Genomic DNA, 14,778 nt, shown 5'->3' with positions numbered 1-14,778 from the left:
CGGCCTGGTCTCTCCCGACGACGGGCTCGTCACCACCGAGCACCCGGGTCCCGGCGTGGCACGCACGGTGCTGCCCGGGGGCCTGCGGGTGGTGACCGAGCACGTCGCCGGGGCCCGGTCGGCCGCCGTCGGCCTGTGGGTCGACGTCGGCTCGCGCGACGAGCCGGGCTTCGATCCGGCCGCGCGCGGTGCGGCGCACTTCCTCGAGCACCTGCTGTTCAAGGGCACGCCGCGGCGCACCGCGAGGCAGATCGCGGAGGAGATCGACGCGGTCGGGGGTGACCTCAACGCGTTCACCTCCAAGGAGCACACCTGCTTCTACGCGCACGTGCTCGACTCGGACCTCGCGCTGGCCGTCGACGTCGTCTGCGACGTCGTGCTCAACGGCGTCATGGAGGCCGCCGACGTCGAACTCGAGCGCGACGTCGTGCTCTCCGAGATCGCCGGGCGCGACGACGACCCCGAGGACCTGCTCGCCGACGACTTCGACGACCTCCTGCTGGGTGACCACCCGCTGGCCGGCCCGGTGGTGGGGTCCGAGGAGTCGGTCGGGGACATGACCCGCGACGTCCTCGCGCGCTTCCACGCCGCGCACTACGTGCCGTCGCGGTCGGTGCTGGCCGTGGCGGGCAACGTGACGCACGCCGAGGTGCTGGAGGCGGTCGCGGCCGCGTTCGGGGACCGGCTCACCGGAAGTGCCGCCGCGGCCGCCGCCCGCTCCGGCGCACCCGTCGTCGTGCCGGCCCCCGCGGACCGGCTGTCGGTCCGCGAGGACGACACCGAGCAGGCCCACCTGATGCTCGGCGTGCCGTCGGTCCGCCGCGGCGACCCCCGGTGGGAGGCGCAGCTCGTGCTGTCCACGGTGCTCGGCGGCGGGACGAGCTCGCGGCTGTTCCAGGAGGTCCGGGAGCGCCGCGGCCTGGCGTACTCGGTGTACTCCTCGGCCACCGGCTACTCCGACCTGGGCGTGCTCAACGTCTACGTCGGCTGCGCGCCCGAGCGGCTCGGGACCGCGGCGGGCGTGCTGCGCACGCAGCTGGCCGACCTCGCGCGGGACGGGATCACCGCGACCGAGCTCACGCGGGCCCAGGGTCAGCTGCGGGGCGAGTACGTGCTCGGGCTCGAGGACACGCCCTCGCGCATGAGCTGGCTCGGCCGACGTGAGCTCGACGGTCCGGCGGCGCCGCTCGACCTGAGCGAGGCGCTGGCCCGGGTGCAGGCGGTGACGGTCGACGACGTCGCCGGCGTCGCGGCCGAGCTGTTCGCGGCCCCGGTGACCGCCGCCGTCGTCGGGCCCTACGGTGACGTCGACGATCTTCCCGACGAGGTGCGTGAGGTAGGGGAATGACGATCCGGGTCGGTGTGCTGGGGTCGCGGGGCCGCATGGGCTCCGAGACGTGCCGGGCCGTCGAGGGCGCGGACGACCTCGAGCTGGTGGCGACCGTCGACGAGGGCGACCCGATCTCGGCCCTCGCCGACGCCGGCGCGCAGGTCGCGGTCGACTTCACCCATCCCGCGGCGGTGGCCGACAACGTGCGCTGGCTCGTGGAGCACGGCATCCACGGCGTCGTCGGGACGAGCGGACTGACCACCGAGGCGCTCGACGACCTGCGCGGCCGGCTCGGGGACGCCGACGGGCTCGGCGTCATGGTGGTCCCCAACTTCGGGATCGGCGCGGTGCTGATGATGCGCTTCGCGGCGCAGGCGGCGCGGTTCTACGACTCGGTCGAGGTCGTCGAGCTGCACCACCCGAACAAGGCCGACGCCCCGTCCGGCACGGCGACCCGGACCGCGCAGATGATCGGCGAGGCGCGGGCGGCGGCGGGGCTCGGCCCGGGTCCCGACGCGACGACGCACGACCCCGACCACGCCCGCGGCGCCACCGTCGACGGCGTGCACGTCCACGCGGTGCGGATGGCGGGCCTCGTCGCCCACCAGGAGGTCCTGCTCGGCAGCGCGGGGGAGACCCTGACGATCCGGCACGACTCGTTCGACCGCGCCTCGTTCATGCCCGGCGTGCTCCTGGCGGTGCGCTCGGTCGTGTCCCGGCCGGGCCTGACGATCGGCCTGGAGCCAGTGCTCGACCTGGACTGATCCGAGCGAGCGGCACTCTCGCGCACATAGAGGCTGCCAGAGTGCCGTTCGTGCAGAAGGGGATGCCGCCGATCAGAGCAGCGGCAGACCCAGCTCCTCCGCCGTGGGCACGACCGCGAACTCCAGGTCGAGCGGCCCACCCAGCCGCACCTCGCGCAGCGGGCGGCCCCCCGCGTCGAGCGTGCGCACCGTGCCGTCCGGTTCCCACCCCGCCCGCGCGTAGAAGGCCCGCGAGGCCGCGTCCCGCTCGGGCACCCACGTCACGCCCCGTGTGGCGCCGGCCGCGCGCAGCGCCTCGGTCGCGGTGACCAGCAGCCGACCCCCGTGCCCCCGGCGGCCCCACCGCGGGGACACCAGGAGCGTCGCGACGAGGCCGACCGACCCGGCGTCGTCCGGGACGGAGCCGACGGCGTCGGCGAGGTCGTCGGGGGAGGCGGGCCCGGCGAGCGCGAAGCCCGTCACCGCGTCGCCCTCGGTGGCCACGAGCAGCCCCTCCACCGAGCGGGCCCACGCGGCGGTGACGGCGTCGTCGTCGAAGCCGTCGGTGAGGCCGGCGGGCAGGAACCCGGCCCACGCGGTCGTCCAGACCTCGCGTTGCACCGCGGTGACGGCGGCGGCGTCGTCGGGGGTCGCCGGGCGGACGTGCGCGAGGGCCATGGCCCGACACTAACCACGACACTGGGACGAGGGTCACCGCCCGACCTCGACCCCACCCGGCGTCGGGAATGATCACCGATGACGCATACCGCCGAGAGACAGGGAGCTCCCGTGTCCGTCACCGACGAGCTGCTGGCCGCCAACGAGTCGTTCGCCGCGGGCTTCACCGACGGCGGGCAGCCCGGCCCGCCGTCGCGCCACGTCGCCGTGGTCGCCTGCATGGACGCCCGCCTCGACGTCTACCGCACCCTCGGGCTGGGGCCGGGGGAGGCGCACGTCATCCGCAACGCGGGCGGCGTGGTCACCGACGACGTGCTGCGCTCGCTGACGATCAGCCAGCGCAAGCTGAACACGACCGAGGTCGTGCTCGTGCACCACACCAAGTGCGGCATGGCGACCTTCGCCGACGACGACTTCGTCGCCGAGCTGGAGGCCGACTGCGGGCAGAAGCCGGCGTGGGCGCCCGGCGCGTTCTCCGACACCGAGCAGGACGTGCGCGATTCGCTCGCCGCGGTGCGTTCGTGCGAGTTCCTGCTGCACACCGACGCGGTGCGCGGATTCGTCTACGACGTCGACGCGGGCAGGCTTACCGAGGTCTCCTGACCTTAGGCCGGGCGCGGCAGCGGCAGCGCGGGCGGCTCGTCGTCCGCGAGCCGGACCGCCGACGCCGGGTGCTCGACGAGCGCGAGCACGCGCGAGGACATGAACCGCGCCGTGCGCACCGGGGTGCCGCCGCGGGTCACCTCGCTCACCTCGACGACGCCGCGCCCGTGCGCGACCTCCACCCGACGGCCCGCGCGGGTGGCCTCCACGTCCCAGCTGCGGGTGGTGCCGCCGGCGTCTACGACGATCTCGACGCGATCTCCGATCATGGGTCCTCCTTCAGCGTTCTCCCTGGTCAACGCCGGTACGAGGTGCTCCATTCCGGTGGTTGTCGGGGGTGGCTGGCAGGATTCCGGGCCGTGGGAGCACCGGAGCGGATGAGCGCGGCGGCGGCGCGACGGGCGGTGCTCGGCGCGCAGGGGCTGGACGCCCCGCCGCGGCCGGGCCCGCCGAACCGCGGTGGGCTCGCCCGGCTCGTCCGCCACCTCGGGCTGCTCCAGCTCGACTCGGTGAACGTGGCGGTGCGGGCGCACTACGCCCCCGTGTTCGCGCGGCTCGGGAGCTACGACCGCGACGTGCTCGACGCGCTGGCCTGGCCGCAGTCGGCGGCCGACCGGCGCCGCCGGGCGTTCGTCGAGTTCTGGGCCCACGAGGCGAGCCTGGTGCCCGTGGAGGACTGGCCGCTGCTGCGGTGGCGGATGCGGGACAACACGGCCCGCACCAGCCGGTGGCTCGGCAACGCGATGGACCACCGGCCGGACATCCTCGACGCGGTGCACGACGCAGTCGCGGCGCACGGTCCGCTGGAGGCCCGTGAGGTCGAGGCGGTGCTCGGCGACGGCGGGGAGCGCCGGGCCCGCGCGCACGGCGGGTGGTGGCACCGCTCGGACGTCAAGGTCGCCTGCGAGCACCTGTTCGCCACGGGGGTCCTGACCACCGGGACGCGGCGTGGCTTCCGCCGCGCGTACGCGGTGAGCGAGGACGTCATCCCGCCGGACGTGTTCGCGCAGCAGCCCGACCGCGCCGAGTCGATGCGCCGACTCACCCTGCGCGCCGCGGCGGCGCACGGCGTGGCCACCGAGCCCGACCTGCGCGACCACTACCGGCTCCCGCCCGCGGAGAGCCGGGTCGCCGTGGCGGAGCTGGTCGACGCGGGGGAGCTGGAGGAGGTCGAGGTCGCCGGGTGGGGCGCCCCCGCCTACCGGCTGCCCGGCACCCGGGTGCCGCGCCGGGTGTCCGGGCATGCCCTGCTCGCGCCGTTCGACCCGCTGATCTGGTTCCGTCCCCGCACCGAGCGCATCTTCGGATTCACCTACCGCATCGGCATCTACACGCCGGCCGAGCAGCGCACGCACGGCTACTACGTCTTCCCGTTCCTGCTCGACGGGCAGCTCGTGGGGCGCGTCGACCTCAAGACCGACCGCGGCGCCGGGGTGCTGCGCGTGCCCGCGGCGTTCGCCGAACCGGAGTGCGTCGAGCGCGGTGCCGACGAGGCCCGGGTGGCGGCGGAGCTGGCCGGTGCACTGCGGGAGATGGCGGCGTGGCTGGGGGTGGACGACGTCGTCGTCGAGGGCGGCCCGCTCGCGCCCGCGCTGAGCCGGGCGCTCGCGGGCGGGCGGCTCACCGTCCCCTGACCAGCGCCCGCTCCCGGTCGGGGTCCAACCCCGCCGCCAGGTCCCACCGCCCGGCGGCCTGCTCCAGCACGTCCCGGGCGGTCTCGACGGCCGGGCGGAACCGCAGTCCGGCCGCGAGGGCGGCGGAGGCGTCGATCGCGTCCTGCGGGATCTGGTCCTCGGGGAACCACAGCGGCCGCGCCTCCTCGTCGACGTCGCGCAACGACGCGCGGAGGTAGTCCTCGTCCGCCCACGCCCAGTCGACGTCTCCCGGCCGCCCGCCCGCGGCGACGAGGCACTCCTCCAGCACCGCGGACACCGGCTGCGCCCGGCCCGGGCCGACCGTGTCGAAGACGCCCGGGAGCCGACGGTCGAGCGCCGACACCATGAAGGCGGCGATGTCGCGGGCGTCGCTGTACTGCACGACGCGGTCGGGGTCGCCGGGCGCCAGCACGGTGCGGTCCGCCGAGCCGTCCAGGGCGCGGGCGAGGCGCACCGGCCACCACGTGAACCGGTCGGTGGGGTCGTGCGGGCCGACCATGATGCCGACCCGGAACACCGGCGCCGGCCCGTCGAACCGCTCCGCCACCGCGGCCTCGGCACCGAGCTTGTCCAGCGACCGGTCCTGCAACACGTCGTCGGCGGAGCCGGGGGAGCGCACCGGGTCGCCCGCGCCCGGCACCGCCGGACCCTCCGGGTCGTACACGCTCATCCCCGACACGTAGCCGTAGACCCCGGCCGCCCCGGAGAGCAGCTCGGCCGTGCGGCGCACCGCCCCGGGGTCGGAGAACGTGTCGAGCACGGCGTCGAAGCTGCGGCCGTCCAGGGCGGACAGGTCGCCCTGCCGGTCGCCGGCCAGCGCCTCCACGCCGTCGAGCGGCGCCGAGCCGCTGCGGGAGAGCACGGTGACGGCGTGGCCGGCGGCGAGACCCGCGGCGGCGACGTGGCGGCCGAGGAAGCCGCCGCCACCCAGCACGAGGAGATGCACCCGCGCGGCTACCCACCCGGATCGGCCCGCCACGCGCCCGGGTCGCCGACGCCACGGAGCACGAGAACCGTCGTTTGCGCGGCCCGGCCGGTCGGGGAGCACACCGGAGTCGGTCCGCGGAGTTCTGCCGCGACCGTGCCTGCGACGAGGAGGACTCGGGTGTCGGACGAGCAGCGCAAGGTCGGGGTGGCCGTCGTCGGGGTCGGGGGCGCGGTCGCCACCACGGCCATCGCGGGGGTCGAGCTGCTGAAGGTCGGGGCGTGCGGCCACGAGGGCCTGCCGTTCGCGGACGTGACCTCGCTGGTGCCCTACACCTCGCTGGTGTTCGGCGGGTGGGACCTCGACGGGGACGACCTCGCGAAGGCGGCGCACCTGCACGGGGTGCTGGAGCCGCGCGTGGTCGAGGCGGCCGGCGCGGGGCTCGCGGCCGTGGCGCCGTGGCCCGCGGTCGCCGACCCGGACTACTGCCGCAACGCCATCGGGGCGAACGTCATCCCGATCTCGACGCTGCGCGGGCGGGTCGACCACATCCGCACCGACATCGAGCGGTTCCGCACCGAGCACGACCTCGACCGGGTCGTCGTCGTGAACCTCGCGTCCACCGAGCGGTGGCCGGACCTCACGCTGCCCTCGCTGCAGACGCCGGAGGCCTTCGAGGCGGCGCTCGACGCCGACGACCCGGTGATCAGCCCGAGCATGATCTACGCCTACGCCGCGATCACCTCGGACTCGCCGTACGTGAACTTCACGCCGAGCGCGTCGGCGGACATCCCCGCGCTGCTCGAGCTCGCGCTCCAGCGGGGCGTGCCCGTGTCGGGCAAGGACGGCAAGACCGGCCAGACGATGATGAAGACGGTCCTCGCGCCGGCGTTCCGGTCGCGGTCGCTGCACGTCGACGGCTGGTACTCCACCAACATCCTCGGCAACCGCGACGGGCAGATCCTCGAGGACGCCGACTCGCTGTCGAGCAAGCTGCAGACCAAGGGCACGGTGCTCGACCAGTGCCTGGGCTACGAGGTCGAGGACCACATCGTCCGGATCGACTACTACCGGCCCCGCGGCGACCAGAAGGAGGCCTGGGACAACATCGACCTGACCGGCTTCCTCGGGCAGAAGATGCAGGTCAAGGTGGACTTCCTGTGCCGGGACTCGATCCTGGCCGCCCCGCTGGTGCTCGAGCTCGCGCGCATGGTCGACGAGGCCGCCCGGCGCGGCGAGGGCGGCGCCCAGGAGCAGCTCGGCTACTTCTTCAAGCAGCCGATCACCCGCGACGGCTCCGAGCCCGAGCACGCGCTCTACCGCCAGGAGCAGGTGCTCCGCGACTGGCTCGCCCGCTGATGTCCGCGGCCGGTCCCGGCGAGCTCGTCGGGACCTTTCGCGAGATCGGCGACCTCAAGCGCGTCCACGTCGCCGGCCGCCCCGGCTCCCTCGCCGACCAGGCCTTCCTGCGGGCCTGGGCGGCGCTGGTCGCGGGCGAGGATCCGACGACGGTGGCCGAGGCGGAGTGCGCCGCCGCGGTCGCCGGGGCCCGTCTCGCCGGCCTCGACGGACCGGTCCTGCGCGACGCCGGGCTCACCGCCGACGAGGCCCGCGCCGTCCGGGCGCGGGCCGTCGACGAGGTCGGCGCCGCCCTGCCCGCCGGGCTCCGGGCCCGGCTCACGGACGCCCCCGACCCGGTCGGCGACCCGGCGGCCGCCCCGGCGTTCGCCGTCACCCTCGTCGACCAGCCGCGGGCCGGGGCGACCGCCCCCGGTCGGCCCCGCCTGATCGTCCAGCCCCCGGAGGACCACGGCGAACACTGCTGGGCGGTCGCCGTGTACGGCGCGCTGCTGGCCCCGGGGTACGGCGCGGACCTCGGCGAGGCGTTCCTGCTCGGGCTGGCCCACCACCTGCACAACGTGGCGCTGCCCGACGCCGGGTTCGCCGGCGAGATCCTGCTCGGCGACCACCTCGACGGCGTCCTCGACCGGCTCACCGAGCGCGAGCTCGCCGCGCTGCCCCCGCTGCTCGCCGACCGGGTCCGCCTCCTGCTCACCGCCCGCGCCGACGCCGACACCCCGCTCGGGCGCGCCTTCCACGCCGCCGACGTGCTCGACCGGGTGCTGCAGGTCCATCACCACGCCCGCGCCGCCGCGTTCACCGCGACGGACGCGCTGGTCGACCTCGAGCTGGTCCACGTCTCGCCGGTCTCGGCCTTCCACGACGCGGTGCTCACCGAGGCGGGGCTGACCCCGTGACGCTCCTCGACCCGCTCTCCGGCCGGGAGCTCACCCCGGACACCCCGCACTCGCTGTCCGACGGCGAGCGGCGCCGGCCGGTGCTCGACGGCATCCCCTACCTGCGCACCGGCCGGGACGACCTCGTCGAGCGTGCCCTCGCCGCGCTCGACGACGGCCGGGTGCCCGACGCCGCGGCCGTGCTGCTCGCCGACAACGACGACTGGTGGGACCAGCCGCCCCCGCCGCCGGACCGGCTCGCCTCGGTCTACGAGGCGGCGGCCGACCCCACGACGACGCTGCGGGACGCGGCCGCCGCGCTCGGGCTGGGTCGGGTCGGCGACTACTTCCTGCACCGCGACCACGACCCGTCGGGGCTCGCCGTCACCGCGCTCGTCGCCACGCACCCGCCCGCGGGCCGGGCGGTCGTCGACCTCGCGTGCGGTGCGGGGCACCTGCTGCGTCGCCTCGTCCTCGAACCGGGGGAGTGCGCCGGCGCGACCGGAGTCGACATCGTCTTCGCGAAGCTGTGGCTGGCCCGGCGGTTCGTCCTGCCCGACGACGCGGACGTGCAGCTGGTATGCGCCGATCTCCGCTCGCCGTGGCCCCTGGTGGGCGCCGGCGACGCCTGGGTCTCCTGCCACGACACGCTGTACTTCCTCGACGACCCCGCCGACGTCCTGCACCGCGCCGCGGACCTGGCCGGCCCCGGCGGCGCGGTCCTCGCCGCGCACTGCCACAACGCCGACCACCCGCTCGGCGCCGCCGGTCGGCCCCGCCGACCCGCGGAGTGGGCGGCGATGCTGCCCGCCGCGCTCACCTACACCGAGGAGGAGCTCACGGCCGCGGCGCTGGACGCCCGGCCCGCGCGACCCGCCGCCGGGATCGACCTCGACGCCACCGAGGCCGTCGCCCTCGCCCTCGACCGCGCGGTGGTCCCGCCGCAGCAGGGTCTGCTCGGGCCGTCCCCGGGGGCGGAGCTGCACCGCAACCCGCTCTACCGCGGCGGCGTCCGGCGGTGGCCGAACGAGCGCTGGGGCGCCGAGTACGGCGAGCGGGTCGCCGACTACCTGCCCGAGCACGTCCCCGCCGACCTCGACCGCGAGCAGGCCGTGCGGCGCCGGGTCCTCGTCGAGCTGCCCGCGCGATGGTGAGCACCGGGTGGGGCGTCGTCGGGCTCGGCTGGGTGGCCCGCGACCACGTGCTCCCCGCCGTCGCGGCCGACCCGCACGCCCGGCTCGTCGGCGTGTGCGACCGCGACCCGGCCGCGCTCGACGACGTGCCCGCCGACCTCGCCACCACCGACCTCGACGTGCTGCTCGACGCCCGTCCCGACGCGGTCTACGTCGCCACCCCCAACCACGCCCACCTGCCGGTGGTCCGTGCGGTCGCCGCGGCCGGCGTCCCCGTGCTGTGCGAGAAGCCGATGGCGCACACCGTCGAGGACGCGCGCGCCATGGTGGACGCCGTGGACGCGGCCGGCGACGTCCTCGTCGCGACCGCCTTCGACCAGCGCTTCCACCCGGCCCACCGGCGGATCGCGGAGCTGGTCGCCGACGGACGCCTCGGCACGGTCACCGCGGTGCGGATCGTCTACGGGTGCTGGCTGCCGCCGACCTGGACGCCACCGCACAGCCGCGACGGCGGCAACTGGCGGGTCGACACCGCGCTGGCCGGCGGCGGGGCGGCGATCGACCTCGCGCCGCACGGCCTCGACCTCGCGGGCACCCTGCTCGGCGAGGACGTCACGAGCCTCACCGCCGTGACCCGCCGCCGGGTGCACCCGTACGCCGACCCGGCGGCGGACGACGGCGCCGTGCTCGTGGGCGCCACCGACACCGGCACGCTGTTCAGCGCCCACGTCAGCTTCGCGCTCCCCGACACGCTGCCGCGGCGGCGCCTCGAGGTGGTCGGCACGCGCGGGCAGCTGGTCGCCGAGGACACCCTCGGCCAGGTCGCCGGCGGGTCGCTGACGTTCCTCGACGCGACGACCGGCGCCGCCGAGGCGGTCGTCTTCGACCCCGACGGCCCGTTCGAGCGCCAGGTCGCCGCCTTCGGCGCCGCCGTGCGCGGCGAGGTGCCGTGGCCGTACCCCCTCGCCCGCGACCTCGCCCTGCACCGACTACTGCTGAACGCGTTGGAGGCACCGTGCCCCTGAGCCCCTGGACCTGCGGCAACTGCGGCCACTGGCAGCGCTGGTTCGCCACCCCGCCCGCCTGCCCGGTGTGCGTCGACGTCCGCAACGCCCTGCCCGACGACGGCTGGGACTTCTCCTCGCTCGACGAGGTCGCCCGCGGTCGCGAGGCCCGCTGGGCCGAGGTGCGGCCGGGCATCACCGGGTTCTGGTGCGAGCCGCAGGTCGGGCTGGGGACGTGCGGCTGGGTGATCGAGACCGACGCGGGCCTCGTCGGCTGGGAGGGCGCGGGCTTCTATCCCGACGACGGGCTCGCCGAGATCCGGCGTCGCGGCGGCCTGGCGGCGCTCGCGGCGAGCCACGTCCACGGCTACGGCGCCCTGTTCCAGCTGCAGGACGCGCTCGACCCGCCCGTGATGGCGGTCGGCGTCCGCGACCTGGAGTGGACCAAGGCCTTCCGGGTGACCTGGCCGCTCGACGACCGCCACACGTTCGCGCCCGGGCTCGTCGCGCACCGCACCGGCGGGCACTTCGACGGCCACATGGTGCTGCACGACGAGCGGCGCAAGGTGCTGTTCTGCGGCGACATGCTCAAGGCGGCGCTCGACGAGGAGGGCCGGCCGACGGGGCTGTCCGCGCACAAGGCCTACCACGCCCAGATCCCGCTCTCGCACCAGGAGATCCGGGACGCCTACAAGGTGATCGGCGAGCTGGACTTCGACGCCGTCGCCACGCCGTTCGAGTTCGTCGAGGGCATCACCACCGCCCACGTGCTCGCGCTCTACGACCGCCTGCTCTCCGCGCAGCCCGTCGCCGGCCCGATCCCGCTGGCGGAGCTCTCGTGAGCCTCGACGCCGTCGCGCAGGACTACACCGCCGCCCTGCCCCCGGGCGAGACCGACGAGATCGAGCTCCGGGGCGCCGACCGCACCGGCGTCCACGTCGTCGCCGCCGACTTCGCCGACCCCACCGGAGAGTGGCCCCGCTCCGGCTCGTTCGGCTACGGCCTGTCCGTGGAGCGCGCCCGGGTCGCGGCCCGCGCCGAGCTCGCCGAGGAGATGCTGCTCTCCCGGCACCTGCGGACCCTCGAACGCACCCGGGACTCGTACACCGCGCTGCGGGCCCGCCTCGGCGCCGACGCCGTGGTCGACCCGGTCCGCCTCACCCTCCCGGCCGGCAGCGCCCACGATCCCGACGCCGAGCGCTGGTGGCTCCCCGCCACCCGGGTGCGGACGGGGGAGACCGTCCTCGTGCCGGCCGAGTTCGCGGCCGCGTACCCCGTCGACCTGCCCTGGCAGGACCCGGCCGAACGGCTCACCACCGTCATCACCAACGGCTGCGGCGCCGGGGACACCGTCGAACGGGCCCTCGCGCACGCCCTCGGCGAGCTGCTGCAGCGCGACGGCAACAGCACCGCGTTCCGGGCCCTCGACCGGGGAATCGTCCTCGACCTCGGCCCCGACGACGAGCTCGTGGCCGACCCGGACACCCGGGCGCTGCTCGCGCACCTGCGCCGGGTCGGCGTCCGCGTCGTCCCGAAGCTCGCCACCACCGCGCTCGGCGTGACCGACCTGCACGTGGTCGGCCACGACGTGGCGGGGGACCCGCCACACCCGATCGCCCTGACCGCCTGCGGCGAGGCCGCGCACCCCGACCGCGAGGTCGCGCTGCAGAAGGCCCTGCTCGAGTTCTGCTCGGCCCGCGTGCGCAAGACCTTCGCCCACGGCGACCTGGACACCGTCCGGCCGCTCGCACCCGCGAGCTACTGGGACCGCGAACTCGCCCAGCCGCTGGCTCCGCAGGAGGCGCGCGCCTTCCGCGCGATGCGGGACTGGACCGCCCGCGGCGCCGACGACCTGCGCGGGCTGCTGGAGCCGGTCCTCGCCGAGCACACGCGGGTCCGCTTCGACGAGCTGCCCACCACCGCGGTCGACGAGCCGGTCGCCCTCCTCGACGACCTCATGGGCCGGCTGCGGGAGTTCGACGTCCTGGCGGTGCTGGCCGACGCCGACGGAGACGCAGCGCAGCGGAGCTCGACCGGATCGGACGGAGCGTGCGCGGTCAAGGTGATCGTCCCCGGCCTCGAGGTGGAGACCATGTCCTACGGCCGGATCGGTCGTCGCGGCGTCGACCGGCTGCTGGACCGGGCGGCCGACCCGCACGACCCGGCGTTCGGCCTCGTCGGGCTGGGGGATCCGCCGCACCCCGGGGCGGCGCCGGTGCTCCTTCCCGACGACGAGGCGGCGCGGCTCGGCGACGAGCGCGGCAGCGACCGCGCCTGGCTCGACCGCAACCGCGTCGACCGGGTGGTCGGCGACCTCTACCCCCTCTACCGCGAGCCGACCCGGCACGCCGTCGCGCGGGTCGCGGCGGGGGAGGAGGTGGAGCTGCGGTGACGATCCGCTGGGCCTACAACACGAACGGCCTGTCCTCCCACCGGCTCGACGACGCCCTCGACCTGCTCGCCGACCACGGCTACGCGGGGGTCGCGCTGACCCTCGACGTCGCCCACCACGACCCGTTCGCCCCCGAGCTCGCGCGCCGCACCGCGGCCCTGGCCGACCGGCTCCGGGGCCTGGGGCTGGGCAGCGTCGTCGAGACCGGGGCCCGGTTCCTGCTCGACCCCCGGCGCAAGCACCAGCCGACCCTCGTCAGCGCCGAGGCGGGCGACCGGTCGCGCCGCGTCGCGTTCCTGCGGCTGTGCGTGGACGTCGCGGCCGACCTGGGGAGCGAGGCCGTCTCGTTCTGGGCGGGCGTGCTCGCGGCGGGGCTCGACCCGGACGAGGCGTGGAAGCGGCTGGTGCACGGGGTCGCCGCCGTGACCGAGTACGCCCGCGTCCGGGGCGTGACGGTCGCGGTCGAGCCGGAGCCCGGCATGCTCGTCGACGACCTGGACGACTGGTCCGCGCTGCAGGCCGAGGTGCCCGACATCGCGCTCGCGCTCGACACCGGGCACTGCATCGTCTCCGGACGCTGGGACCCCGCCGACGCGGTGCGGGCGTTCGCGCCGCAGCTCGGAGCGGTCGCCGTGGAGGACATGCCGCGCGGCGTCCACGACCACCGCGCCCCCGGTGAGGGCGACATGGACCTGGGCGCGGTCGTCGCCGCGCTCGGCGCGGTGGGGCACGACGGCCTCGTCAGTCTCGAACTCTCCCGCGACTCGCACCGCGCCGACCGGCTCGTGGGCGAGGCCATCGCGACGCTGCGCGCCCTGGAGGACGCCCGATGAGGATCTGTTTCGTCTCGCGCCGCTACTGGCCCGCGGTGTCCGGCATGAGCGCCTACGCGGAGAACCTGCTCCGCCACCTCGTCCGGGCGGGCCACGACGTCACGATGATCTCGCAGTACCGGGGCGACCCGGCCGGGCGCGCGGTCTACGGCGGCGGCCCCCCGCCGCCCGAGCGGGTCCCCGCGGGCGTCGAGGTGGTGGCGTTGGAGGCCCACGGCGAGCAGGAGGTCGCCGCGGGCCGCCCGGCCGACTTCGAGGCCGACGTCGAGACGATGCGCGCGACGATCGCGCGGCTGCACGCGGCGCGCCCGTTCGACGTGCTGCACGCCCAGTACGCCTACCCGAACGGCCTGGCGGTGCTCCGCGCGGCGCACGAGCTCGGGCTGCCGGCGGCGGTCAGCGTGCAGGGCGGCGACGGGCACTGGGTCGGCACGTGCTGCACCACGCACCGGGACCTGGTCCGCGCCGTGTTCGCCCACGCCCCCGCGCTCGTGATCGGCTCGCCCTCATTCGCCGCCGAGGTGTCGGCCCGCCACGAGGTCGACCCGGCGCGCTGGACGATCGTCTCCGGCGCCACCGACACCGAGCGGTTCACCCCCGCCCACGAGCCCGGAGCGCTGCGGGAGCCACCCACCCTGCTCTACCACGGTCGCGTCGACGCCCGGAAGGGCGTGCTCGACCTGCTCGAGGCGCACCGGACCCTGCTCGACGCCGGGCGCGACGTCCGCCTCGTCGTCTCCGGGATCGGGCCGGACACGGCCCTGGTCGCGGAGCGCGTCACCGAACTCGGCCTCGACGACCGCACCGACCAGCTCGGCTACACCCCCTACGAGCGGGCGCACGAGGTGTACGGGCGCGGCGACGTCTTCGTCAGCCCCACCTACGCCGAGGGCTTCTCCAACACGATCCTCGAGGCGATGGCCTCGGGGCTCCCGGTGGTGTCCACCGACGTCGTCGGGGTCCGCGACTGCGTGCGTCCCGACGACAACGGCGTGCTCGTCCCGGCGAAGGACCCCGCGGCGCTGGCCGCCGGTGTCGCGCGGGTGCTCGACGACGGGGCGCTGCGGGTCGCCCTGGCCCGCCGCGCCCTCGACGAGGTGCGGGCGGTGTGGTCGTGGCCGGTGATCGCCGACCGGGTCACCGCCGTGTACGACACGGTCCGGGGCGTGCCCGTGCCCGCGATCCCCGACCCGCCCGTGGACCCGTCCTGCCGGTTCCGCGCGGCGCCCCACCTGCTGTGACGCG

Annotated in this window: 15 protein-coding genes; 12 read left to right on the top strand and 3 right to left on the bottom strand. The window is 76.0% G+C overall.

Annotation, left to right across the window (positions count from 1 at the left end; translation table 11 throughout):
• The first annotated feature begins 55 nt into the window (after nucleotides 1-55).
• On the top strand, nucleotides 56-1,348 hold the full coding sequence (locus ACQPYX_RS21020; protein WP_433799226.1) for a M16 family metallopeptidase: 1,293 nt from the start codon (nucleotides 56-58) through the stop codon (nucleotides 1,346-1,348).
• Nucleotides 1,345-2,094 carry a 4-hydroxy-tetrahydrodipicolinate reductase gene (gene dapB / locus ACQPYX_RS21015; RefSeq protein ID WP_433799225.1) on the top strand — a complete coding sequence of 250 codons (750 nt, stop codon included), beginning with the start codon at nucleotides 1,345-1,347 and terminating at the stop codon, nucleotides 2,092-2,094. The genes ACQPYX_RS21020 and dapB overlap by 4 nt, the downstream gene beginning before the upstream one ends.
• 72 nt (nucleotides 2,095-2,166) lie before the next feature.
• Here the strand turns inward: dapB and ACQPYX_RS21010 are convergent, their stop codons facing one another.
• Nucleotides 2,167-2,751, bottom strand: coding sequence for an N-acetyltransferase family protein (locus ACQPYX_RS21010; protein ID WP_433799224.1), 585 nt, complete (start codon nucleotides 2,749-2,751; stop codon nucleotides 2,167-2,169).
• Between the two features lie 111 nt (nucleotides 2,752-2,862).
• Here ACQPYX_RS21010 and ACQPYX_RS21005 point away from each other — a divergent pair, with 111 nt between their 5' ends.
• On the top strand, nucleotides 2,863-3,354 hold the full coding sequence (locus tag ACQPYX_RS21005) for a beta-class carbonic anhydrase (protein ID WP_433799223.1): 492 nt from the start codon (nucleotides 2,863-2,865) through the stop codon (nucleotides 3,352-3,354).
• A 2-nt stretch (nucleotides 3,355-3,356) separates the two neighbouring features.
• Here ACQPYX_RS21005 and ACQPYX_RS21000 read toward each other — a convergent pair whose 3' ends face one another.
• Nucleotides 3,357-3,623, bottom strand: a complete 267-nt coding sequence (locus tag ACQPYX_RS21000; RefSeq protein WP_433799222.1) for a hypothetical protein — start codon at nucleotides 3,621-3,623, stop codon at nucleotides 3,357-3,359.
• 108 nt (nucleotides 3,624-3,731) lie between these two features.
• Here ACQPYX_RS21000 and ACQPYX_RS20995 point away from each other — a divergent pair, with 108 nt between their 5' ends.
• Complete coding sequence (locus ACQPYX_RS20995) at nucleotides 3,732-4,988, top strand: winged helix-turn-helix domain-containing protein (RefSeq protein WP_433803777.1); 1,257 nt, start codon at nucleotides 3,732-3,734, stop codon at nucleotides 4,986-4,988.
• Here the strand turns inward: ACQPYX_RS20995 and ACQPYX_RS20990 are convergent.
• Nucleotides 4,975-5,955, bottom strand: coding sequence for an NAD-dependent epimerase/dehydratase family protein (locus ACQPYX_RS20990; RefSeq protein ID WP_433799221.1), 981 nt, complete (start codon nucleotides 5,953-5,955; stop codon nucleotides 4,975-4,977). The two genes, ACQPYX_RS20995 and ACQPYX_RS20990, sit on opposite strands and share 14 nt — an antisense overlap.
• Before the next feature lie 159 nt (nucleotides 5,956-6,114).
• Here ACQPYX_RS20990 and ACQPYX_RS20985 point away from each other — a divergent pair, with 159 nt between their 5' ends.
• Genes ACQPYX_RS20985 through ACQPYX_RS20950 form a run of 8 tightly spaced genes read left to right on the top strand, consistent with a single transcriptional unit; the run spans nucleotide 6,115 to nucleotide 14,774 of the window.
• On the top strand, nucleotides 6,115-7,293 hold the full coding sequence (locus ACQPYX_RS20985) for an inositol-3-phosphate synthase (protein ID WP_433799220.1): 1,179 nt from the start codon (nucleotides 6,115-6,117) through the stop codon (nucleotides 7,291-7,293).
• Nucleotides 7,293-8,192 (top strand): hypothetical protein, encoded by a 900-nt coding sequence (locus tag ACQPYX_RS20980; protein ID WP_433799219.1) that lies wholly within the window; start codon nucleotides 7,293-7,295, stop codon nucleotides 8,190-8,192. The genes ACQPYX_RS20985 and ACQPYX_RS20980 overlap by 1 nt, the downstream gene beginning before the upstream one ends.
• Nucleotides 8,189-9,325, top strand: a complete 1,137-nt coding sequence (locus ACQPYX_RS20975) for a class I SAM-dependent methyltransferase (protein WP_433799218.1) — start codon at nucleotides 8,189-8,191, stop codon at nucleotides 9,323-9,325. Before ACQPYX_RS20980 ends, ACQPYX_RS20975 begins: the two co-directional genes overlap by 4 nt.
• Complete coding sequence (locus ACQPYX_RS20970) at nucleotides 9,319-10,329, top strand: Gfo/Idh/MocA family protein (RefSeq protein ID WP_433799217.1); 1,011 nt, start codon at nucleotides 9,319-9,321, stop codon at nucleotides 10,327-10,329. The genes ACQPYX_RS20975 and ACQPYX_RS20970 overlap by 7 nt, the downstream gene beginning before the upstream one ends.
• Nucleotides 10,320-11,150: an MBL fold metallo-hydrolase gene (locus tag ACQPYX_RS20965; RefSeq protein ID WP_433799216.1), complete on the top strand. Its 831-nt coding sequence runs from the start codon at nucleotides 10,320-10,322 to the stop codon at nucleotides 11,148-11,150. Before ACQPYX_RS20970 ends, ACQPYX_RS20965 begins: the two co-directional genes overlap by 10 nt.
• Complete coding sequence (locus ACQPYX_RS20960; RefSeq protein ID WP_433799215.1) at nucleotides 11,147-12,700, top strand: YcaO-like family protein; 1,554 nt, start codon at nucleotides 11,147-11,149, stop codon at nucleotides 12,698-12,700. Before ACQPYX_RS20965 ends, ACQPYX_RS20960 begins: the two co-directional genes overlap by 4 nt.
• The gene (locus ACQPYX_RS20955; RefSeq protein ID WP_433799214.1) at nucleotides 12,697-13,533 is read left to right on the top strand and encodes a sugar phosphate isomerase/epimerase family protein; all 837 of its coding nucleotides are present in this window, start codon (nucleotides 12,697-12,699) and stop codon (nucleotides 13,531-13,533) included. Before ACQPYX_RS20960 ends, ACQPYX_RS20955 begins: the two co-directional genes overlap by 4 nt.
• Nucleotides 13,530-14,774, top strand: a complete 1,245-nt coding sequence (locus ACQPYX_RS20950) for a glycosyltransferase family 4 protein (protein ID WP_433799213.1) — start codon at nucleotides 13,530-13,532, stop codon at nucleotides 14,772-14,774. The genes ACQPYX_RS20955 and ACQPYX_RS20950 overlap by 4 nt, the downstream gene beginning before the upstream one ends.
• The last annotated feature ends 4 nt before the right edge of the window (nucleotides 14,775-14,778 follow it).

It is taken from the genome of Actinomycetospora sp. CA-084318 (genome assembly GCF_050955885.1).
Lineage (GTDB): Bacteria > Actinomycetota > Actinomycetes > Mycobacteriales > Pseudonocardiaceae > Actinomycetospora.
This window is presented reverse-complemented; position numbering and strand designations above follow the sequence as displayed.